The organism is Nakamurella sp. PAMC28650 (assembly GCF_014303395.1).
Taxonomy (GTDB): domain Bacteria; phylum Actinomycetota; class Actinomycetes; order Mycobacteriales; family Nakamurellaceae; genus Nakamurella.
In genome coordinates this window covers 5,307,124-5,328,349 of the sequence record NZ_CP060298.1, presented here as the reverse complement: position 1 = coordinate 5,328,349, position 21,226 = coordinate 5,307,124, and the positions used below count along the sequence as shown (strand labels likewise).

16 protein-coding genes and 2 pseudogenes are annotated in these 21,226 nt (G+C 65.9%); 11 read left to right on the top strand and 7 right to left on the bottom strand.

Annotated features, from left to right (window positions below):
• The first annotated feature begins 12 nt into the window (after window positions 1-12).
• From H7F38_RS24050 to istB, 4 genes and pseudogenes are all read left to right on the top strand, one after another.
• The gene (locus tag H7F38_RS24050; protein WP_187092107.1) at window positions 13-1,254 is read left to right on the top strand and encodes a site-specific integrase; all 1,242 of its coding nucleotides are present in this window, start codon (window positions 13-15) and stop codon (window positions 1,252-1,254) included.
• A gap of 245 nt (window positions 1,255-1,499) precedes the next feature.
• The gene (locus tag H7F38_RS24045) at window positions 1,500-3,698 is read left to right on the top strand and encodes a site-specific integrase (protein WP_222618297.1); all 2,199 of its coding nucleotides are present in this window, start codon (window positions 1,500-1,502) and stop codon (window positions 3,696-3,698) included.
• Window positions 3,699-3,751: 53 nt separating this feature from the next.
• Window positions 3,752-4,648 (top strand): annotated as a pseudogene (locus H7F38_RS24040) (IS21 family transposase); the annotation flags it as partial.
• Window positions 4,645-5,452 (top strand): annotated as a pseudogene (istB, locus tag H7F38_RS26815) (IS21-like element helper ATPase IstB). The pseudogenes H7F38_RS24040 and istB, both read left to right, overlap by 4 nt.
• A gap of 5 nt (window positions 5,453-5,457) precedes the next feature.
• On the opposite strand, the gene H7F38_RS24030 reads toward istB, so the two are convergent.
• The 3 genes from H7F38_RS24030 to H7F38_RS24020 all read right to left on the bottom strand — a co-directional run bounded on the left by H7F38_RS24030 (window position 5,458) and on the right by H7F38_RS24020 (window position 9,003).
• Entirely contained in the window at window positions 5,458-6,219 is a 762-nt protein-coding gene (locus H7F38_RS24030) for a replication-relaxation family protein (RefSeq protein ID WP_187092105.1), read from the bottom strand.
• Between the two features lie 109 nt (window positions 6,220-6,328).
• Window positions 6,329-8,581, bottom strand: a complete 2,253-nt coding sequence (locus H7F38_RS24025; RefSeq protein ID WP_187092104.1) for a type IV secretory system conjugative DNA transfer family protein — start codon at window positions 8,579-8,581, stop codon at window positions 6,329-6,331.
• A 275-nt stretch (window positions 8,582-8,856) separates the two neighbouring features.
• Window positions 8,857-9,003, bottom strand: coding sequence for a hypothetical protein (locus H7F38_RS24020; protein WP_187092103.1), 147 nt, complete (start codon window positions 9,001-9,003; stop codon window positions 8,857-8,859).
• Window positions 9,004-9,206: 203 nt separating this feature from the next.
• Here H7F38_RS24020 and H7F38_RS24015 point away from each other — a divergent pair, with 203 nt between their 5' ends.
• The 3 genes from H7F38_RS24015 (at window position 9,207) to H7F38_RS24005 (ending at window position 13,251) form a co-directional block, all read left to right on the top strand.
• Entirely contained in the window at window positions 9,207-10,619 is a 1,413-nt protein-coding gene (locus H7F38_RS24015; protein ID WP_187092102.1) for an IS66 family transposase, read from the top strand.
• Between the two features lie 416 nt (window positions 10,620-11,035).
• Window positions 11,036-12,535: a cell wall metabolism sensor histidine kinase WalK gene (locus H7F38_RS24010; RefSeq protein ID WP_187092101.1), complete on the top strand. Its 1,500-nt coding sequence runs from the start codon at window positions 11,036-11,038 to the stop codon at window positions 12,533-12,535.
• The gene (locus H7F38_RS24005; protein ID WP_187092100.1) at window positions 12,532-13,251 is read left to right on the top strand and encodes a response regulator transcription factor; all 720 of its coding nucleotides are present in this window, start codon (window positions 12,532-12,534) and stop codon (window positions 13,249-13,251) included. Before H7F38_RS24010 ends, H7F38_RS24005 begins: the two co-directional genes overlap by 4 nt.
• Window positions 13,252-13,367: 116 nt before the next feature.
• Here the strand turns inward: H7F38_RS24005 and H7F38_RS26195 are convergent, their stop codons facing one another.
• Entirely contained in the window at window positions 13,368-13,502 is a 135-nt protein-coding gene (locus H7F38_RS26195) for a hypothetical protein (RefSeq protein ID WP_255498160.1), read from the bottom strand.
• A 188-nt stretch (window positions 13,503-13,690) separates the two neighbouring features.
• Here H7F38_RS26195 and H7F38_RS24000 point away from each other — a divergent pair, with 188 nt between their 5' ends.
• Window positions 13,691-14,098 carry a MarR family winged helix-turn-helix transcriptional regulator gene (locus tag H7F38_RS24000; RefSeq protein ID WP_187092099.1) on the top strand — a complete coding sequence of 136 codons (408 nt, stop codon included), beginning with the start codon at window positions 13,691-13,693 and terminating at the stop codon, window positions 14,096-14,098.
• A 110-nt stretch (window positions 14,099-14,208) separates the two neighbouring features.
• Here the strand turns inward: H7F38_RS24000 and H7F38_RS23995 are convergent, their stop codons facing one another.
• Together H7F38_RS23995 and H7F38_RS23990 are read right to left on the bottom strand one after the other, a co-directional pair.
• The gene (locus H7F38_RS23995) at window positions 14,209-14,667 is read right to left on the bottom strand and encodes a CBS domain-containing protein (protein WP_187092098.1); all 459 of its coding nucleotides are present in this window, start codon (window positions 14,665-14,667) and stop codon (window positions 14,209-14,211) included.
• 218 nt (window positions 14,668-14,885) lie between these two features.
• Complete coding sequence (locus H7F38_RS23990; protein ID WP_187092097.1) at window positions 14,886-15,764, bottom strand: hypothetical protein; 879 nt, start codon at window positions 15,762-15,764, stop codon at window positions 14,886-14,888.
• 608 nt (window positions 15,765-16,372) lie between these two features.
• Here H7F38_RS23990 and H7F38_RS23985 point away from each other — a divergent pair.
• The 3 genes from H7F38_RS23985 (at window position 16,373) to H7F38_RS23975 (ending at window position 19,251) form a co-directional block, all read left to right on the top strand.
• Entirely contained in the window at window positions 16,373-18,253 is a 1,881-nt protein-coding gene (locus tag H7F38_RS23985; protein WP_187092096.1) for a bifunctional diguanylate cyclase/phosphodiesterase, read from the top strand.
• Between the two features lie 195 nt (window positions 18,254-18,448).
• Window positions 18,449-18,646 (top strand): hypothetical protein, encoded by a 198-nt coding sequence (locus H7F38_RS23980; protein ID WP_187092095.1) that lies wholly within the window; start codon window positions 18,449-18,451, stop codon window positions 18,644-18,646.
• Window positions 18,647-18,783: 137 nt separating this feature from the next.
• Window positions 18,784-19,251, top strand: coding sequence for a hypothetical protein (locus H7F38_RS23975; RefSeq protein ID WP_187092094.1), 468 nt, complete (start codon window positions 18,784-18,786; stop codon window positions 19,249-19,251).
• A gap of 113 nt (window positions 19,252-19,364) precedes the next feature.
• On the opposite strand, the gene H7F38_RS23970 is transcribed toward H7F38_RS23975, so the two are convergent.
• Window positions 19,365-21,224: a bifunctional diguanylate cyclase/phosphodiesterase gene (locus H7F38_RS23970; protein WP_255498159.1), complete on the bottom strand. Its 1,860-nt coding sequence runs from the start codon at window positions 21,222-21,224 to the stop codon at window positions 19,365-19,367.
• Between the last annotated feature and the right edge of the window lie 2 nt (window positions 21,225-21,226).

The window sequence follows — 21,226 nt, the reverse complement described above, 5'->3', positions numbered from 1 at the left end:
TAGAAATCGTGGATGGAAATCGTGGGAGAGGGGCTGGCGGATCGGGCTCGGCTGGTAGTTCCGTTGGTCGGTCGGCTGTTCGGGACCGGCGAGGTGTCGGAGCCGTATCGGCTGCTGGATGTGGCCGGGGACCCGGTGGAGTCGGTGTCGGAGTTCTTCCGGGAGTTGCAGGCCGCTGGTCGGTCGGCGTCGACGGCCCGGTCCTACGGGATGGATCTGCTGCGGTGGTTCCGGTTTTTGTGGGCGGTCGGGGTGCGGTGGGATCGGGCGACGAGGGTCGAGGCCCGGGACTTCTCCCGCTGGCTCCAGGTCACCGGCCGGTCTCCGCGGCCGCATTGGCGGCGGCCGGCGGACGAACCGGCGGTCGGGTCGGTGGCGGCCGCTCCGGGTGGCATGGCCTATGCGGTGTCGGTACGCGCCCACAGCGAGTCGGTGTTGCGGGGCTTCTATGACTTCCACCGCGATTGCGGCACTGGCCCGATCCTGAACCCGTTTCCGTTGGATCGTTCTCGTCGCGGTGGCCGGGCACACGCTCATCACAATCCGATGGAGCCGTATCGCAATGAACGGGCCGGCCTTTATCGGCCCGTCGTCCCGAGCCGGATCCCGCGCAGCATTCCGGATGCAGAGTTCAACGACATCTTCGCGCGACTACCCTCGCATCGAGATCGGGCACTGGTGGCCTTCTATGTCTCGACGGGGGCGCGCGCTTCGGAACTGTTGTCCGTCACCTCGGGCGGTGCCGATCCTGGTCGTCAGCTGATCACCGTGGTCCGCAAGGGTTCTGGTGCTGCGCAGCAACTTCCGGCGTCGACCGATGCGTTCGTCTGGTTGCGGCTCTACCAGTTGGAAATGGATGGGGTCATCCCGCCGGGGCGTGGCCAGCCGTTGTGGTGGACCTTGCGACGCCCGCCGCGCCCGTTGACCTATCACGCGGTGCACCGCATGTTCGAGCGGGTGAACGAGCGGGCGGGCACCGCGGCGACGTTGCACGCGTTGCGGCATACCGCGGCCTACCGGATGGCTGAGGATCCGGCGCTCCCGTTGACCGACGTGCAGTTGGTGTTGGGTCATGCCCAGCTCAGCACCACACAGATCTACCTGACACCTCGCAAGGAGGACGTGATCCGAAGGCTGCTCACTCACCACGCCGAGCAGTCCCAACGCGCGGCCGCCCGGGCGGTTCCGCCGCTCGCACCGGGATATCGACCCGAGACGATGGAAGTGCTTTTCGGCAAGAACATCTCGCGGTGAACGCGACGGCGATCGGCTCGGTAGTTGCCTCGCCGGCGACACCGCCAGCGCAACCCGCGCCGCGGGCCGCAGGCCAGTCATGGCCGGCGACCTGGTGGTCTGCGGAGTTGGCGCGCGAACATCTCGCCTCGATGCCGCCCGTCCGGTCGGCGACCGGTGAACACAGCAAACGGCTGTGTGGGATCGGTTTGCTCCTTCACTGGCTCAGCGCTATGCCTGGCGCGACGTGGCAGGACCGGTGGTTGGTGAGCGGCGCTGATACTGCCGGCGCGGATTGGCGGCAGGTTCCTAACGAGTGGCTCGGTGTTCGCGGCCACCGGCGTTGGCATCAGGAAGCGTTGGTGGAGGCGCTGCCGTTGGCGATCAGCGCCGACCTGTTCCGACCCACACTGGCCTGGCTGGTCGGCGGCGGTGGCGGTCGGGGTGGCCTGCTGGTGCGGAACCTGGCCGCTTCCCGGGATCAGTCGGGTTTCGCGCGGCTCCGAGAACTCTGCGCCGATGACGGTGGCGTGTCCAAACCCACTGCCACCCAGTGCGTTTACCGTTGCGCGCTGATCTTGGCAGCCAAGGGCGGCACCATCGCACAGATCACCATCGGCGATGTGGTGGAGTTATTCGCCGCGGAAGACCGGTCACGCCCGGACGCATCAAGTGGTCGCACCACCTTCTACCGGGTCCTGCGCGACCTCGGAGTGTTCAGCGACGACGCACCGGCGATGCTCCGCGGGCTGCGCACCCGCGGGCAGCAGACACCGGAGCAACTGATCGACCGCTACCAGCTGGTCAATCCCGCCGTCCGGGACCTGTTCGTGGACTACCTGCGGGAACGTCAACCGGCGCTGGACTACACCAGCTTGGACTCGTTGTCCTACTACCTGGGCAAACGGTTCTGGGCCGACATTGAGGCCCACCACCCAGGCATCGACACCCTGCATCTGTCTGCTCAGGTCGCCGACGACTGGAAACGTCGGCTTCGCACTTTCACCAAGACGAGAACTCTGCCTGCCGGTGAACGGACGGCCGTGACCGTTGAACGCATCAACTACCGGGAATGTCTGACACCGGTCAGGGCCTTCTATCTTGATCTGGCGCACTGGGCGGTCGAGGACCCTGCACGCTGGGGCCGGTGGGTGGTGCCCTGCCCGGTCGGAGAGGAAGAGATCGACCGACGCAAAGCGAAACGGCGCCTCAAAGCACGCATGGATGCACGGACCCGCCGGCTGCTGCCCGCCCTGCCGGCCCTGGTCCGGGCGGTCGATCAGCACCGCACCACCGCCAGATCATTGCTCGACGCGGCGACCCAAGCAGAACCAGGACAGCCGTTCACGGCCGCCGGTGCCACCCTGATCAGAGCTGTCGTCGCACGCGGAGCCCGCGAGACCATCTGGGCGGATGACCCGATCACCGGGAAGCGGCGCAACCTCACCCGTGAGGAGGACCACGCGTTCTGGAGTTGGGCGATCGTGGAGGTCCTACGCACCACCGGCGTCAGGGCCGAGGAACTCCTCGAGCTCAACCATCACAGCCTGGTGCAGTATCGGCTGCCCACCACCGGACAGATCGTCCCGCTGCTGCAGATCCTGCCGTCCAAGACCGACACCGAACGGCTGCTCGTGGTCAGCCCGGAACTGGCAGAAGTGCTCAGCACCATCATCTCTCGCATTCGTCTGCGCTCCGGGGCTGTCCCGCTGGTCTCGGCTTATGACACACGCGAGCGACTCTGGGCAGCGCCGGCGCCGGTGCTGTTCCAACGAAGGATCGGCACGGAGAGCCGGGCAATCTCCACCACCAGCGTCGGCAAGTTCCTCTCCGAAGCTCTCACCAAAGCCGGTTTGAACAATCCCGGCGAGGACGAACCGCTGCACTACACCCCACACGACTTCCGCAGGATGTTCATCACCGGCGCAATCCTCGGCGGCCTCCCACCGCACATCGCCCAGATCATCGCCGGGCATCGCGACATCAACGTGACCCTCGGCTACAAAGCGATCTATCCGGAAGAAACCATCCACGCCCACCTGGCGTTCCTCGCCCGCCGACGCTCGTTGCGGCCCACCGAGGAATACCGCGTCCCCACCGACGACGAATGGCAGGAATTTCTCGGCCACTTCGAGCGAAGGAAAGTCTCGATCGGCACCTGCGCCCGCGCGTTCGGAAGCCCCTGCATCCACGAACACGCCTGCGTCCGCTGCTCCATGCTCTGGCCCGACCCCGACCAGCGGCCCCGCCTCGTCGACATCCGCGACAACCTGCAGGCGCGGATCACCGAAGCCCAGAACGAGGGTTGGCTCGGTGAAATCGAAGGACTGGAAGTAAGTCTCGCTGGAGCAACCGAAAAGATCAGCCAGATCGACAACCGGCGCACCTCCGGCCGAAACAACACCGTCAACCTCGGTGACCCTACCGCCAGAAGGCAGCCAGAGGGCATCACAGGCAAGCGCTGACAACGATCAGCTCGGCGTCAGGCCACCGCATTCAGTGAAAAAAGTTCAGAGAATACGGGTTCACCCCGGACTTCTGCCACGCCCAGGACCCGGAGTCCAAAGGAATCGTGGAGAACCTGGTCGGCTACGCGCAGCGGGATCTGGTGGTGCCGCTGCTCACCGAAGCACAGTTGGCAGGCCGACCGGTCGGGGTCGATGCGGCGAACGCTGCGGCGAAGATCTGGTGCGCGGAGGTCAACGCCCGGGTGCATTCGGAGATCGCCGCCATCCCCGACGAAAGACTGGTGGTGGAGCGGGAAGTGTTGCGACCGTTGCCCTCTCTGCGGTTGGACTTCGGACCGGCGCCGGTGATCCGCAAGGTCGACCGGCTCTCCTGCGTCCGGTTCGCCTCGGCCCGCTACTCCGTGCCGACCACCATGATCGGCCGGCAGGTCCGCCTCGTCCAGGCCGCCGGCCACCTGGTGATCGGCGACCCCAGCACCGGTGAAGTCCTGGCCGAACACCTGTTGGTCGCCCCCGGCGAGGTGTCCGTCCAGGACGTCCACTACGGCGGGCCGCGGCCCGCGCCCTCACGGGCACCGCGACCCCGCACCGCCTCCGAGCGGCAGTTCTGCGCTTTGGGCGAGGCCGCGGAGGCGTTCCTGGTCGGCGCCGCCGCCATCGGCAACACCCGCCTGAGCTCCGAACTGGACGTGCTGCTGGCCCTGGGCGCCGCCCACGGCCACGACCAACTCATTGCGGCGTTGGGCCGGGCGGTGGCGTTCAAACGGTTCCGCGCCGCCGACGTCCGCTCCATCCTGGCCGCCGGCACCGCCACACCCACCCAGGTCCCACCCGGCGGAGCCCTGATCGTCGCCCTCCCCGCCGCCGGCACCCGCTCATTGGCCGACTACAACCTCGCCGCGGTCACCGGCCACAACCCCACCACCGCAACAGGAGTCACCCCATGACCACCACCACCTCAACCAGGTCTACGCCGCCGGCAACACCGGTCGTCCCCGAACTGCCCGCCGACCTGACCGCCGGACTGCGCCGGCTGAAGCTGTCCACCATCCGCGGCATCGCCGCCGCGGTGATGCTCACCGCCAAAACGCAACGCTGGACCCCGGAGGAGTTGCTGCGCACCCTGATCGAAGCTGAGCTGGCCGCCCGCGATGCCTCCAACACCGCCAACCGGCTCAAAGCCGCCGCGTTCCCCGTCACCAAATCCTGGACACCTTCGACGTCGAAGGCTCCTCGATCCCGGCCAAGACGTTCAGCTACCTCGCCGACCTCCAGTGGATCACCGACAAGTCGAATCTGGCCTGGTCGGACCGCCCGGCACCGGCAAATCGCACACCCTCATCGCACTGGGCCAGGCCGCCGTCACCGCCGGAATGAAAGTAAAGTACTGCACCGCAGCAGATCTCATCGAACAGCTCTACCGCGGCCTGGCCGACAACTCCGTCGGCCGCATCATCGACACCCTCATCCGCAACGACCTGATCATCATCGACGAAGTCGGCTTCGCACCGCTGGATGACACCGGCACCCAACTGCTGTTCCGCCTGGTCGCCGCCGCCTACGAACGCCGCTCCCTGGCGATCGCCTCCCACTGGCCCTTCGACCAATGGGGCCACTTCCTGCCCGAACACACCACCGCAGTCAGCATCCTGGACCGGCTCCTGCACCAAGCCACCATCGTGGTCACCCACGGCGAATCCCGCCGCATGAAAGACGCACGCAACCACCGGGAGGCCACCACGAACACCTGAAAACCTCAGCAACGGGTGGGGACAATCAACTGGCCACCAGCGGGGACCTCAAGATGGCCGTTGACAAGGTCGACGAGAACGGCCTGACGCTCTGGCGTCACCGTGACGAACACGGTTAGCGGGAATATGCCGTCCTGCATTCGTTGGTCGAGGCCGGTCGCGGCGTAGCGCTGGTAGGCCGCCAGCTTCGCCCGGATCACCGTCCGCGACTGGCTGCCAGTGTCGGCTTCGAGGTATGACACATCGTGGAATTCCGGCGACAAGACGTCGACGAATGCGTCCGGTTTCAAGGTCAGGCGTTGTCCGTGGGACCCGGTGTAAGACCGCCAGCACTCGGGCTCCCCCTGCCAGATGGCAACGGTTCGATCGGTTCCGCGCAGCGCCTCGGCTAGGGTCACCGCGACTTCGGTGCCGAGCAGCACGTGGGCCCACATTGCCGGGCGCGGTAGGTGCGGACGTCTGGCTCCGGCCTCGCCGAGCAGCCGCTGGCCGGCCGTATCGAGGGCATAGGTCCACGAATCACTGCCCTTGCCGAGGCCACCTTGCCGACGTTCCAGGCGGGCGAGCACGCGCCAACAGACCAGGCGCGCCAGGGCTCGACGGGCCGAACGCTTTCCGGCAGCGGACTGATCGGTCCAGACGGCGCGGCGCAGCTGACTACCCGTCGCGAGCTTCACCCGCGCCAGGAACTCGACCATCTCGCGATCACGCGGCGTCAACTCGGACGTGATGCGTGCCAGCCGCTCTCGTGAAATTCGCTTGCTCATTGCGCCCGCCTTTCGGGCGCAAATGTCGTCGCGCTTAACCCACCGTTTGACCAGCTCACGGCCAGTGCGCTGCAGGCAGCGATCGGACGGGCGATCGGTCGTGCTGTTCTCATCGCTTCGGCCTCCGTCCAATCGGTCCCGGGGTGCCGCCCGGGCTCTCGTCCGTCCCGGTTGAGCGCTTCCAAGCCGCCTCGATCTCTTCACGCGGCACACCCCATTTCGCCCGCGACGCTGCCCGGATCGCCTTCGCCCGGCCAGGAATGACCGGCCCCAGGGCTTCAGTGCGAAAGGTGAAGGCCGGCGACACGCTGGCTTCGAGCGCAACCTGGCCGATGGCCTCGTACGGGCCGAGCCCGGTGAAGTAGTCGGCCTCGACGCCGGGCCCGAACTCGGCAGCGAGACGCTTGGCGTCCGTCGCCGATGTCCCGAAGCCGACCTTGGTTCGGGCCGAGTTGAGAGCGATCTCGCGCAACTTCGACGGGAACTGACTGACCGACTGCACAACGAGCTGCAGGCCGACGCCGTATTCCCGGGACTTCGCGAGCATGTCTCCGAGATCGACGGGGGAGTCGACGAACCGGGCCGCCTCGTCGATCAAGAAGCTGACCGGCGTCCGCGCGATCCGTGACTGCGTTGCCGCCCAGACCTGACCGACCACGGCCTGTCCGAGCAACGTCGTTGCGTCGGCACCGAGTTCGCCCTCCGGCAGGTTCACGAGCACGACCAACCTGTCCCGCATGGCTTCTGCCATCGAGAACGTCGCGCGGGGAGCCGCGATGATGTTGCGGACGCCGACCCGTTGCAGGAGCGGCCGAATCTTGTTCATCGGTGCGGCCAGCACCGAGCTGCGCTCCGCCGCCCCGAGCGCCTCGAACCAGCCGAAGAAGCTGGCGAGCACCGGGTCGTCGGCCACGAGACCGGCCACCTGCGACCGGAAACTGACGTCTGTCCACAACGGCAACAGGTCCATGATCGTCGAGCCCGGTCGCCTTGCCAGGGCGTACAGGCTGGCCGAGATGATGTCCGAACTTCGCGGCCCAAGGTCCCCGAAGCGGTGCTTGAGCAGCTGCACCACGGCGTCGGCCGACAGCTGGTCCGACAACAGCGGCATTGGCACCGGCCGCACCAGGTCGAGCGGGTCGACCACGATGATCCGGCCGATAGCCTCAGCCGGAGCCCGGTCAAGGATCGCCTGGTTCGTCGAGCCCTTCGGATCGATCGAGATCAGGCAGCGCCGGGCTTCGATGTCTTCGAGCGCCCACCGGGCGGCCAACCAACTCTTGCCGGAGCCGGTCGGGCCGGCGACCAGGGTGTGAAGCCTCCCGGCGGCCACGCTCTGCGCCACCGGCCGGTCGCCGACACTGGCCAGCCCGAGCACCCGTCCCGTGCGGGGCACGATCGGCGCGGCCGGGAGCTGCGGACTGCCGCCGAGTGACAGATTGCCGATCAGCGGCGAGTCGAGCGGCCAGGCCATCAGCGCGGCGAACTCCTCGACCGTCAGCAAAACCGAGGTTGCCAACAGGGGAGTCGTACCCTGCCGAATCCACTGTGCCACCAGCCACTGGGGTAACAGTCGCGGAACGAGGCGGGCCTGCGGAGCCGACACCGACGACGCCGCTCGGCGCAACCGTGACAGCAGTTCGGCCGTTCGTCGCGGTGTTCCCGCCGTCGCCCCGAGCCGGACCGCTACCCGCATGACGCCGGAGTCAACGGCCTTGTTCTTCGCCGTCGGCTTGCCGGTCGACAGCAATTCGACAAACCGCGGCCGGGCTGTCGGTCGCGGACTGATGCCACCGCACGCGACGAGCTGCCAGACGACGACCTCATGCCGGTGGAGTTGCGTCGCCACCGTGATGATTGCGCGGCTGATCTCGACCAGCTTCCCGACGGCCAGGTCGGCATCGGTCTGACGACGTCGCAGCTCGATTCCGGCGGTCACGTCGGCCACGGTGGGGGCCGGTTTCGTCTTGTTCACCACCATTCTCTTCATGCTCGCGGTGTCGGACTCGATCTCCTCGGTCATGGCGATGCCGGGCACCGTCGTCCTGATCTGCGCCATGACATACGTCGAAGCGGAAGCGGGCAGCCGCAGCCGGTGGGTTATCGCCCGATCGGTGCCGATGACCTCGAACACGACACTGTCCTGGCCGCCGAGACCGTTCCTGTTGGTCGCGAGCCCTACGACGATCCGTGCGACGGCTACAACCTGCCGGTCGGTCAGACCACGCGGGAACGACACCACGACATCGGTCCGCCGAACATCACGGCCTCCTTGGTCGACAGCCCGAACAGCCACGATGCCGCCGCCGGCCATGCAGCCCAGCACGGCAATCACCACGATGATGGTCAGCTCATTGTTCATGGCTGGCCTCCGGTTCTCTCGCGCGATCGATCCGGGCCTTCTCGGCCTTCTCCTGCGCCGCCCACAAGAGGGCGCGCGCGAGCAGTTCCAGTTCTATTTCCGGTTTCTGTGTTCCGCGGACTCGTAGTCGTCGACGCATCGTAATTCCCTCAATTAATATGTGTTCCGAAAGTGAAACAGGCTCGGACACAAAAGGGGCCAAGACCGGCATTGCGATCTTGGCCCCTCTGTTGCCATTCTGTTCCGTTTTCGGAACAAGATCAACACCGAAATGATCAGTTGCGGAATAACAGTCGCAGAATCGTCGCCAGAAAGAACAGTCCGATCAAGTACGGCAACAACGGTTCGAGCACCACGGCCGCGGCGATCACCAAGATGATGAGTACCCCGGCCCCGAGTGCGACCGATCGAACCTGGTTCACGACCGGTCTCGTGTCGCTCTGGCGGCCAACAAGATGTCGATCATTCGCCGCTGCGCTTCTCGTGCGGTAACTGGTCAGGTCTCACCGCGGTGAAATAGACTGTCATTCATTGGGCGAATAGACCGGAGAATGTCGATCTATGTGGGGTGAGCCGTGTCGGCGTGTCGCCGAACAATGGTGTTGTCTGATGCGATAATAATGGAATGACGCAGCCGACGTACGCCGAACTGGTGGAACTGATCGTCGAAATGCGCACCGAACTGAACATCCTCCGCGCCGAGAATGCGGCATTAAAGGTGCGGGTCGCGGACCTGGAAGCACGGTTGCGGACCAACTCGCAGAACTCCTCGAAGCCACCATCGGCGGACGGACCCGGCAAGGCGAAGACCAGGTCGCTGCGCACGCCGTCGACACGCAAGCCCGGCGGACAGGACGGGCACCGCGGGCAGACTTTAGCCCAGGTCGCCGACCCGGATGTGGTGATCCGCCACGAACCGAGCTGCTGCACTGGCTGCGGATCGGATCTGGCCGATGCGACCGAGGTTGGCTGCTCACGTCGGCAGGTCTTCGACATCCCGCCGATCAAAGTGCACGTCACCGAACATCAGATCATCAGCCGCCGCTGCCACTGCGGGAAGACCTCGACCGGCGACACACCCGCCCAGGCGGGCGGACCCGTGCAGTACGGGCCGGTGATGTGCGCGGTCGTCATCTATCTGTTCATGGGGCAGTTCCTGTCCAAGAAGCGGACCGCCCAGGCCATCAGCGAACTGTTCGGCATTCCTGTCTCTGATGGCACCGTCGCCGCGGTGACCAGTCGCGCCGCCGGTGACCTGGGCGAATTTTTGGCCCAGGTCACCGCCCGCTTGAAATCCTCTCCGGTGGTGCACTTTGATGAGACCGGGCTGCGCTGCGAAGGTCGCAACCACTGGCTGCACTCCGCGTCCACCCCGGCCTTCACCAGACTGTTCTTCCACCGCAGACGCGGTACCGAAGCGATGGCCAAGATGAACATCCTGCCCGGCTTCACCGGCACCGCCGTCCACGACGCGTGGGCACCGTATGACACCTACACCGCCGCGCGGCATGCGCTGTGCAATGCGCATCTGCTCCGCGAGCTACAGGCCGTCACCGACCACCACCACGCCAGCAACACAGACCTGCCCGGCGCCTGGTGCTGGGCGCAGCAAGTCCGCGACGCGCTGCTCACCCTGCACAAAGCGGCCGCCGCCCACCCCGACACCCCCGTCGACCAGGCGGTCATCGCCGCCGAAACCGTCAAGATCCGGCACGCCCTCCTCGCCGCCACCCACCCCGACGGCGCCATCGGCCGCAAACACCGAGCACTGGCCCGCCGCATCCACCGCAGAGAAGTCGACTACCTCAAATTCGCCTCCGACCCGGCGATCCCGTTCACCAACAACCCCGCCGAACAAGAGATCCGCATGACCAAGATCCGACAGAAAATATCGGGCACCATGCGCACCGAAAAAGGAGCCGGACACTTCGCGGACCTCCGCTCCTACCTACAAACGACCGCAAAACACGGCGTACCAGCCCTGGCCGCCCTCACCCAGCTGACCAGCAGGAACCCCTGGCTACCCGCCCACACCTGACCAGTTACCTCGTGCGATGGCCTCGACCGCCTGGTTGGCGTCGTCGGTCTCTTCCGCGATGCGCTTCAAGGCCACTGCGTGCCGCGACGACGACTCTGATCGCCACCACATCACCGCGACCGCGCCGGCCGACGGGAAGGATGGCCATCCGTGACGTCCGGTGCCGTTGTGCGAACGCTCCGACGACTGAAGCCGCCAGCACGGCAAGGGTGATCAGCGTCATCCAGAGCACGACGGTTCCCACCTCCTCGTCCGGTCGTCCACGAGATCCGCGGTCTGCATTCTGGTTTCCAGCCTGACTCGATGGGATGAGTTGCCGATGGCCTGCGGATGAGAACCTTTTCATACTATGAAGATGAGAGAACTGTCATCCCTGGCTCATGTCTGAACGGTGTGCGGGCGCGGATACTGCGGTGATGGCCTCTACGAACGCCGCCCCCACGAGTGCGGCCGGGAAAGAGGCGCACCGGACCGGCGCGCCTTCATCCGGGGTGCGGGTGTCGGCCCGCACACGGATTCTCGGTTGGTCGATGTTGTTGCTCACCGTCTCGCTGCTGGCCGGTGCGGCCGCCACCCACGTCCTGCTGAATGGCCGGGCAGACGCCCGGATCGCGGCCGAATTGCAGCACGAGGTCGATGAGTTCAACGCACTGCCGGCGCCGAGCGCTGCAGTCGGATCGGGTGTCACCGCAAAATTGAGGGTCGCGACGGCCCGTGCGGTGCCAGAGAGTGAAATCGTACTGATCGGTGTCGTGAACGGGCAGGTCTATGCGGTGAGCAATGGGGCTGACGGCACCGACCTACACCTGCCGGCCTCTCAACTTGCCGAGATGTCGGCCCTGAGCGGCCCTTCGGAAGGGAACATGACCATTGCCGGCCACCCGGCTCGCTTCGCAACCCTCCCGGTTCGGGTCGCCGGCGACCCGAACCACGGCGCGTTCATCACCGCCGTGATGACAGGGCCGGAGCGCAGCGCGGTCTGGCGGATCACCCAACTGCAACTGGAAGTCGGAGCTGCCTCCCTTCTGCTGGCATCGTTTCTGGCCTGGCTGGCGGCTGGGCGAGTTCTGCGACCGATCCGAGCGACCACGACCCTGGCCCGTTCGATCACCGATGCCGACCTGACCTCCCGCATTCCGGTCCGCGGCCATGACGAGGTGAGCCAGATGGCCTCAACCTTCAATGCGATGCTCGACCGACTGCAGAACGCTTTCAGCGCTCAGCAACGGTTCCTGGCCGATGCCGGACACGAACTGCGTACGCCGATCACGATCATCCAGGGCAACCTGGACACCCTGGCCCCCACGGACGCCGACGAGGTCGAGACGCTCGCAATCGTGGCCGAGGAACTGTCCCGGATGACGCGCCTGGTGGACGAGCTGTCCCTGCTCGCGGCCAGTGAACGTCCGGATTTTCTTCGGCCTGCCCCCACCGACCTCGGCGCCCTTGCCATATCGCTGACAGCCAAGGCGCAGGCCCTGGGCGATCGGGGATGGCGGCTGCATTCGACGATGATCGGCTGGGCGATGCTCGATGCTCAACGGATCACCCAGGCTGTCATGCAACTGGCGGCCAATGCGGTGGCTCACACGCGGAATCGAACCGTCGTGGACCTGGAGTGTCTGAGCACGCCGGCCGGCCTGAGCTTCCAGGTCATCGATCACGGTGAGGGTGTCGCGTTCCAGGACCGATCGCGTGTATTCGACCGGTTCACCCAGCTCAACCCTCACCGGGCCGAGCGGACCGGTCTCGGCCTTGCCATCGTGAAGGCCATTGCGGCTGCCCACTCCGGCAGCATCAGCCTCACCGAAACACCAGGTGGCGGCGCCAGCTTCGCACTGCAGATCCCATTCCGAGCGGCGAGATCGCCCGCCCGGGGACCGGTAACGGCCGTAGCGGTCGGAAGCATCTCGTGAACCGCATCCTCATCGCGGAGGACATACCTCAGATCGTGCGATTTCTCACCAAGGGGCTTCAGGCCCAGGGCTATTCCGTCTCAGCCGTCGATGACGGCAATTTGGCGCTGGATCTGGCACTGACCGGTCAATTCGATCTGATGCTTCTCGATCTGGGCCTTCCCGGCTGTGATGGCTTCTCCGTTCTGACCGAACTGCGTCGCCGGCGCATGCCGATACCGATCATCGTGCTCACCGCTCGGGGCGCCCCCGACGATGTGGTGGCGGGCCTGGACGGCGGCGCCGACGACTACATGAGCAAGCCGTTCCGACTCCCGGAACTGCCTGCCCGAGTGCGGCTTCGGCTACGCGAGGAACATGCCCGGGAGGTATTCGTCTTTCGGTACGGCGACCTCAGTCTGGACATAAGGACCCGGCAACTCAACGTCGCCGGGAGCACAGTCGAACTCTCGGCCAGGGAATTCTCGCTGGCCGAGATGTTCTTGTCCCATCCCGGCCACGTACTCAGCCGCGAACAACTCCTGAGCCACGTGTGGGGCTACGACTACGACCCCGGCTCCAACGTCGTCGAGGTCTACATCCGCTATCTCCGCAACAAGATCGGCCACGCTCGCATCCGGACCGTCCGCGGTGCAGGCTATCGACTGGTGGAGGTCCCCGTGGCCGTGACCCTGGCCGCGGCCGTCGTCGATCCGATGGGGCACCAGGCGCACTGATCTGTCCACACGAGCGCCGAGCCGCGGCGCGAGGTGACCGGACCGAGACCGGTGAAAGCCGAAAAGCCGGTCCCACCACCTCGATGGTGGTGGAAACGGCGTTTCGGTTGCTGCGATCAGCGATCGCGGGGATCTTCGACCTCGCGGTCGACTTCGCGGCGCTCTGCCCGATGCGTCTCCGCGTGTTCGGTGTGCCGGCTCTCGCGGCCTTCCCGCTCGAACCCGCTGCTGGTGTGCTTGACGTAGGCCATGTCGTTCTCCTCCTGTTTGGGTATCTCCAGTCTGTCGTTTCGCGATGGCCGCAGGCTGAGCCGGCAATGAGGAAACTGCCATCCCCGGAGACCGCGAGGTCGTGCCGGTCTGCGAGGTGGATCACGTCGTCCGAAAGTGGTCTCGGTGCCTATCCAAGGTTGTTGAGATAGAGCGATACGATTGCGCGATGAGCCTCAGCCTCCAGGATGTCGGACTTGCCGTGAAGCGTCTGCAGTGGCGCCATCACAGCACCGCGAACAAGCAGCTGGCCACCATCGGGCTGTCGTTGGCGCAGTGGGACGTCCTGCGCCACCTGCACGACAATCCGGAGGCTTCGCTGCATGCCCTCGCCGTACTGACCTTCCAGACCGACCAATCGATGGGTGCGCTCGCCGGCCGGATGGTCGAGCATGGGGTCCTGGAGCGGATGGAGACTCCGGGCCGGGCCGTGCAGCACCGGCTCACCACCAGCGGTGAGGACCTGAGGGTCCGAGGATCAGTGCTCTTGGACGGCGTGATGCAGGCGACGATCGGCCGGCTCACGACGACCGAGCGGACCACTCTCCACGCGCTCCTCATCAAAGCCGCGGGCTGAATCGTTGGAGCGCCCGGCTTTCTCGGTCGGCTCCGGATTCCCGGTACTCCGTCGTCGATCAATATGAGGTAGTGGATGTGACGTTGTTTGGACGACGTCCGCAGAGCGGCTCAGGTGTTCTTGCAGGGCAGGGTCTTCGGCGAGGGCTCCGACGCCTTCGGATCGGCTTGATCGACGTAGGCGGCCAAAAGGTCACCTCTGGTGATCAATCCGATCAGCCGGCCGGCCGGGTCGATGACGGGAAGCCTCTTGACGTGCCCCTGCGCAGCGATGGTCGCCGCATCGGTGATGGAGGCGTCAGCGGTGATAGTGATGGCCGGAGAGGACATCAGATCAGCGGCAGTCAAACGGCTCTCGGCCGATGGGGCAGGGTGCGGTCCGGTGGGCACCGAGCTCAGGGGTCGGTCGGAACGAACGGCGCGCGCCAGCAGATCCGCCTCGGACACCACACCGATCACCACTCCGTCGCGATCGACCACCGGAGCTGCGGTGATCTGGCGGTCGGTCAGGGCGGTCAGGACTTCCCCGAACGTGGCCGTGGCCGGTAGCGAAAAGGTATCGGTGCTCATGATGGTGGAGACTGTCGCCTCCCCGATGGGCGGTGTGCCGCTGGTGCTCTGGGATTTCGAAGCTGCTGAACCCATTGTTCTGCGGTGTAGATGTCCGTCACCGGCGATGGCAGCGACATACCTTTCCAGGGCGAGCTGCCGACGCTGTGTACCTGACCCGAACTGTCCGGCGGAGGATGTCGCTGCGTCGGTGAAGATTGCATGTTCGTGTGCCGTGGTCATCGCCGGGCCCCCAGGGCGAAGACGCCGCGTGGGTGGCCTCCTGGTGCGCCGGTGCGAGAGTGGTCTACGGGGGGAGCGGGCGCGTTCGGCCCAACCACGATGACCGCCGCCTGGGCGAAACGCACCAGGGCCGCCGCCAGCGGATCCAGCGGGTGCAGCGCACGGTCGAGTCCGACGTCGTTCCCGACGACGACCACGCGGGCGCTACGCGACAGATCCGTGAGGGTTCGGGCGATGCCGTCGGCGGGCCAGTACACCTCCGTCGTGACGTCCGGTAGGTCCGCGAGGACCTCCTGCAGGAGCGTCAGCGTGTGACGACGAGACAGGTCGGCTGTCCCGGAGTCTGCTGCGACGGCGACCAGGGTGCAGGCCATCCGGGCGGCTTCTTCGGCAGCCGACCGGAGAGCGGCGCGTCCGGCCGGAGATGATCCGATGGCGACCACGACGGCGCTGCCGATTGGGGAAATTCCGTCCGGGGGCGGGACGTGGACGACCGGAGTGCGGGTGCCGCACGCCAGGATCGTCGAGGGCGGGCCGACGAGTCGAAGGTGTGGCCCCGCTGGCGAGTGGATGACCAACAGATCCGCCCGCGTGGATTCGCGCGAGGGTCCGGTAGATGCACGGTCGGGACGGACGCGGACCTCGATGTCCAGGCACGGGTGGAAGGCCCGCAGGTCACGGGTCAGGGCGGGCAGCGCCGCCTGTGCGATGTGCGGGGATCGGGACGCGCTGTTGCGGCCACTGGTCGCCCGCGCCGACGCACCCCGGTTCTTCGCGACGACGATGGTGAGTCCACGTCCGGTCAGCATGGCGTGCTGGCCTGCCCAGGCCACCACCGCATCACCATCAGCGCCGCCGACCCAGGGTGCGATCATCTGACCCTGCATCTCGTGTTCGACCTCCGCTGGTCTTTCCGCTGGTGCAGCACCACCACGGGGCGCCACCTGTCCGGTACCACCCTCCAGCCCGTCGGGGGCGGCCGGTAGAGGCGAAGGTCCCTTCGAGGGCGCTCCTGGGGAAACTGGAGCTCCTCGGCCGCCGGCCTGATCAGGAACCCGACGTTCTCGGTCACGTGACTGGGCGCTGTTTCATCGGTACCAAGCGGGCCCTGGCGATCTCACCTCGGGTTGTCGTCCAGGACGGGACTCCCGCAGGATGGATAGGTACCTCCCAGATCCCCTCGTCACTCCTCTGGACATTTCCAAACTGGTCCGAGTGACACCTGCAACCGAAAATGACGGGTATGGCCGTTTCACCGGGGGAGAATTCCACAATTTTGGATATCTTGCGGCATTCGAGTGTAAGTGAGTGATCTATTGATGCAAATGCGACCTCACCAGACGTACTTTTTTGTCGACGTGTACGTTGAGCGAAAGGCTCTTGCCCATCTGGTTTGGGGTGACCAGATGCTGTTGAAATCTCGCCGCCTGGCGAGGTTGGGGTCTGGTCGGATGAGGGGAGTCGACCGGCCGGGGGAATCGAGATGGACGCAGCTGCAGAGGAAACGGTTGCCCGGTCGGTGGCGATCGACGAAGCTGCGAAGCTGGCGTTGGTGTTGGCGGGGTTCGCTTCCACGATGCTCACCGACTTCCCCGCGCCGGCGATCCTGGAGCAGTTGGTCCATCGGATCGTAGATGTGCTACCGGTGCTGGCCGCCGGGATGACGTTGATCTCCACCGGAGGAACCCCCACATACCTGGCCGGGTCGGATCTCTCGGCCCGGCAGTTCGAGCAGTTGCAGACCGATCTGAACGAGGGTCCGTGCGTGCTGGCCTTCGAGCAGGGCAGGCCGGTGCACGTGATCGATGTTTCCTCGGAAATCCGATTTCCGCGGTTCATCCCGGCCGCGGCGCAGTTGGGCCTCCAGGCGATGTTCGCATTTCCGTTGCGGCACAGCGGCAGCCAGATCGGGGCGTTGAATCTCTACACCACCGGCCCGATGACCGAGTCGGCACTGGCCACCGCGCAGATCCTGGCCGATGTGGCCAGTGCCTATCTGATCAACGCCCGCGGCCGTCAGGACCTGCAGGATTCACGCGACCGCGCCCACCAGGCAGCATTGCACGATGCCCTGACCGGACTACCCAACCGGATCCTGCTGATCGACCGGATGGACAACGCGTTCCTGCGCAGCCGCCGTACCGGGAAACGCACGTGTGCGCTGTTCCTGGACCTCGACCGGCTCAAGGCCGTCAACGACACGTACGGCCACTCCGCCGGCGACGAACTGCTCACCGCGGTGGCCACCCGGCTGGCCCGTGCGATCCGACCGGGTGACACGCTGGCCCGGATGTCCGGCGACGAATTCGTGGTCCTGTGCGAAGACCTGGACACCCCGGCCGACGCGGTCGCCATCGCCACCAGGCTCCTGGGTGCGGTCAGCCGCACCTTTTCGCTGTCCTGCGCCCAGGTCAAGGTGACCGCCAGCATCGGGATCGCCTACGCCGACCATGACGATCACTCCTGCGAACAACTGCTGCAGGAGGCCGACAGCGCCATGTACCTGGCCAAACGGGGCGGCGGCGACCGCCTCCAGATCTTCGACGAGAAATTGCAGCACTACGCCGACACCCAACTGGACCTGGAACGGGACCTGCAGGGCGCGTTGTACCGGGACGAACTGCACAACGCCTACCAACCGATCATCACCACCGGCACCGGGCAGGTCAGCGGCTTCGAAGCGCTGATCCGCTGGCGGCACCCCCGCCACGGTGCGATTCCACCCTCGACGCTGATCCCGCTGGCCGAGCAGACCGGGCTGATCTGGCCCATCGGCGAATACGTCCTGCAGCGGGCGTGGGCAGATCACTGGCGCTGGCACTCCGCCCGGCCGGCCGGCCCACTGACCATGTCGGTGAACGTCTCCCCCCACCAACTGACCGCCACGGGCTTCACCGACGCCGTCGCCGCGCTCCTGGCCAAATCACCCAGTCGCAGCGCCGGCACCCTCATTCTGGAGGTCACCGAAAGCCTGTTCATCCGCGACACCGACCGGGCCCTGGAGGTACTCACCGACATCCGCGCCATGGGTGTCGGAGTGGCCCTGGACGATTTCGGCACCGGCTACTCCTCCTTGAGCTACCTGGACAAGTTCCCCGTCGACGTCATCAAGATCGACCGATCCTTCATCTCCCACCTCGACCGGCCCTCCACCACCGCCATCATCAAGGCCATGGTCGTACTGGCCCACGACCTGGACATGACCGTGGTCGCCGAAGGAGTCGAGACCGATCAGCAGTACCGACAGATCACCGACCTGGGTTGTGATCACTGCCAGGGCTTCTACTTCGCCAGACCAGAAGTCGCCGACACCATCGATCACCTGATGGACCAGGTCGACCCACGACTACCCCTGGACGTCTGAAGAGCCATAGGCCTTCTCGCTGTCGGTCGCGACTCCCAGTGACCATGGCCGGTCCGTTCGTTGAATGCGACACTCTGGAACATAGATGTCGGGGGCCGGCGCCCAAGGCAGGTGACGGTCTGCAACGTGATTCGACCATCGGCTGAATGCCGTGGGCAGGGCCATCCCAGGGGCGGTCGGCGGCGAACTGAAAAGGTGACCCTGCGGGAAGATCTGGATGCGCGGTTGGCCGAGTTCGATGCCCGCCGTGCTGCGGCCGACACCCGGCGCGCCGACATCCGACGCTCCCAGGATCAGCTGCAGCAGCAACCGCAGGCGCAGCACCTGGATCCAGCCGCGGTTCCCGTCAGGCCGTCGCGCTGGCGACTCCGGCGACGTGACCGCACCAGCTGAGGACAGCGCGCGATCTGCTCGGGTACGCATCGTCGAACTCGCACTGACCGGGGCCGCCTGATCCAGTCGTGCGACGACACGAACTCCTCGTGCGGTCCTCGGTGATCGCGGGTCCCGTTCGTGGGATCGTGTTGCCCATGGCTGATTTCTTCGAATACATCCAGCACCCGCACGCCCAGCAGCGGCAGGCGGCGGGACCGCCGAAGGTCGCTGCTGCTGCCGCCGTTGTCCACGGCCCCGGCCCCGTGGGGCGGTTCAACGCAAAGGTGGGGTTGAAGATCACCCTGATCGTCGGCACGATGTGGTCGGCGTACCTGTTCACCGTGCTGGCGCTCATCAGCGCACCGTCCGCCTTTGCCAGTGGTGACAAATTGATCATCGTGGCCTGGATCGCCCAGACATTTCTGCAGTTGGTCCTGTTGCCGATCATCATCGTGGGTCAGAACGTGCAGGCCAATGCCGCCGACGCCCGTTCCCAGGCCACGTACGACGATGCCTCGGCGGTCTTGGAAGAGGCCAAGCAGATCCAGGCGCACCTGCTCGTCCAGGACGCTGCCATCAGCAAGATCCTCGAGCGACTGGCCGCCGTTGACCCGAGTCCATGATTCCTGTGTCCCATCGCTTTCGCATCCCTGACCGCAGCAGGACCCGGAGACAGGCGTGCGACGACAGCTCCGGGTGGCGCAGCAGTAGGTCAGCTCCCGCGGACGGGAAGGCCTCATGACGGGGGACGGCCGAGTCGGTTGGGGTGCCGCAGTGCTGCGCCCGGTCTGGTCAGGAGTTGTTCGATGTCCTCGGCCGGAACCGGTTTGGCGTAGAGGAAGCCCTGGGCGTGTTGGCACCCGAGCGCGATGAGGGTGGCGGCGGCTACTTCTGTTTCGACACCTTCGGCGACGGTGTGCATGCCGAAGGAATTGGCCAGGCCGATGATCGAATGCACGATCGCCAGGTCGTCGTTGTTGTGTCCGAGGTCGCGGACGAAGCCATAGTCGATCTTGAGTTCATCGACGGGGAGGGTCTTGAGCTGAGCGAAGGAACTGTATCCGGTGCCGAAGTCGTCGATCGCGACCTTGACGCCGATCTCCTTCAGACCGCGGAGGGTCTTGAGGGCCTGCTCCGTATCGCTGATGATCGCGTTCTCGGTGATTTCCAGGGTCAGGTGCCGTCCCTCCAGGCCACACTCCTGAAGGATCCCGCGGACGGATTCCACGAAATCGGCGGTGATCAGTTCGGCCGGAGACACATTCACACTCATTCCGATGGGTGTGCGGTCCGGGAAGCGGTCGTGCCAGGCTTTCGCCTGTCGGCAGCTGGTGTTGAGGACCCACCGGCCGAGTTCGCCGGCGAGGTTGGTGGCCTCGGCCAGTTCGATGAAGGAACTGGGCTGCAGCAGTCCCAGATGCGGATGGGGCCACCGGACCAGCGCCTCGACGCCGATCATCTCACCGGTGGTGAGGGTGACCTGGGGTTGGTAGTGCAGGACCAGAGAGTTGGTGGCGATCGCGGCCAGCAGGTGCAGTTCGATATCGATACCGACGGCGTTGCGTTCGCGGAGGGCCGGGGTGAACAAGCAGATGTTGTTACCGCCGCGTAGTTTTGCCTGGAGCATGGCCTGGTCGGCCTGGTTCATCAACTCTGCCACCGCGCAGCCGGGTTCGCCCAGTGCGACCCCGAGGCTGACCGCCCGGCTGATCCCCTCGCCGCCGACGGGGATGGGTGCGAGGGCGGCCTGGCGTAGCAACTCGGCGTAGGCATTGACCTGATTCGGGGTCGTGGGTCCATTCATGACGGCGACGAACTCGTCGCCACCGAGCCGGGCGAGGAAATGATCCTCGGGGGATGCGTGGAGCAGTCGTTCCGCGAGGGTCTGCAAGAATTCGTCACCGGCAGCATGACCGAAGAAGCTGTTCAGCACCTTGAGTCTGTCGACGTCGAGAAAGATGATCGCAACGGGGCCGGGGGCACCGTGGCGCAGGCGCTCGGCGAGGTGATCGGCCAGCGCTCGGCGCGTGGCCAGTCCGGTCAATTCATCATGGTAGGCCAGGTATCGGAGCTGTTCCTCGGCGGCGACCCGCGCCTGCAACTGGGCCAGCAGCGCGGCGACCGCTCGGAGAGCGCTGATCTCCGCCGGCCGCCATCGCCGATCGCCGTACTTGATGAACCCCAGCGTGCCGGTGGTGACGGGGCCACTCATCAGCGGCACGGTCGCCAAGGACACGCCCTGGATGCCGGAGCCCTGACGGATGCGGGTCTGGTATTCGTCGTCGGTGTGCGGATCGGTGGTGAGCACCGTCGACAGGTGCTCCAGGGCTGCGAATGTCGGGTCGGCGGTGGCGAAGAAGATGACTCCCAGCGGGTCCGGCTCCGGGATGTCGAGCCGCTCCGGCCACTCGGCGATCAGGATGGTGGCGCCGAGATCGTGATCGTTGCGGCGCAGAAAACTCAGATCGACCTGCAGGAAGTCGACCAGCTGGTGCAGCAGATCCTTGGTGGCCGCCGGGAGGGTTTCATGGGTGACACCCATCAGGTCGGTCGCGACCGAGGTCACCAGATCATCGAGGGTCAGCTTCACCGTCACGG

Excerpts from the sequence above, each read along its gene's own strand:
- H7F38_RS23990 (WP_187092097.1), bottom strand. The coding sequence starts at position 15,764 with ATGATCGCACCCTGGGTCGGCGGCGCTGATGGTGATGCGGTGGTGGCC.
- H7F38_RS24050 (WP_187092107.1), top strand. The coding sequence starts at position 13 with ATGGAAATCGTGGGAGAGGGGCTGGCGGATCGGGCTCGGCTGGTAGTT.
- H7F38_RS23975 (WP_187092094.1), top strand. The coding sequence starts at position 18,784 with ATGGCTGATTTCTTCGAATACATCCAGCACCCGCACGCCCAGCAGCGG.
- H7F38_RS24030 (WP_187092105.1), bottom strand. The coding sequence starts at position 6,219 with ATGAGCAAGCGAATTTCACGAGAGCGGCTGGCACGCATCACGTCCGAG.
- H7F38_RS24025 (WP_187092104.1), bottom strand. The coding sequence starts at position 8,581 with ATGAACAATGAGCTGACCATCATCGTGGTGATTGCCGTGCTGGGCTGC.
- H7F38_RS24010 (WP_187092101.1), top strand. The coding sequence starts at position 11,036 with ATGGCCTCTACGAACGCCGCCCCCACGAGTGCGGCCGGGAAAGAGGCG.
- H7F38_RS24015 (WP_187092102.1), top strand. The coding sequence starts at position 9,207 with ATGACGCAGCCGACGTACGCCGAACTGGTGGAACTGATCGTCGAAATG.
- H7F38_RS24000 (WP_187092099.1), top strand. The coding sequence starts at position 13,691 with ATGAGCCTCAGCCTCCAGGATGTCGGACTTGCCGTGAAGCGTCTGCAG.
- H7F38_RS26195 (WP_255498160.1), bottom strand. The coding sequence starts at position 13,502 with ATGGCCTACGTCAAGCACACCAGCAGCGGGTTCGAGCGGGAAGGCCGC.
- H7F38_RS23995 (WP_187092098.1), bottom strand. The coding sequence starts at position 14,667 with ATGAGCACCGATACCTTTTCGCTACCGGCCACGGCCACGTTCGGGGAA.
- H7F38_RS23985 (WP_187092096.1), top strand. The coding sequence starts at position 16,373 with ATGGACGCAGCTGCAGAGGAAACGGTTGCCCGGTCGGTGGCGATCGAC.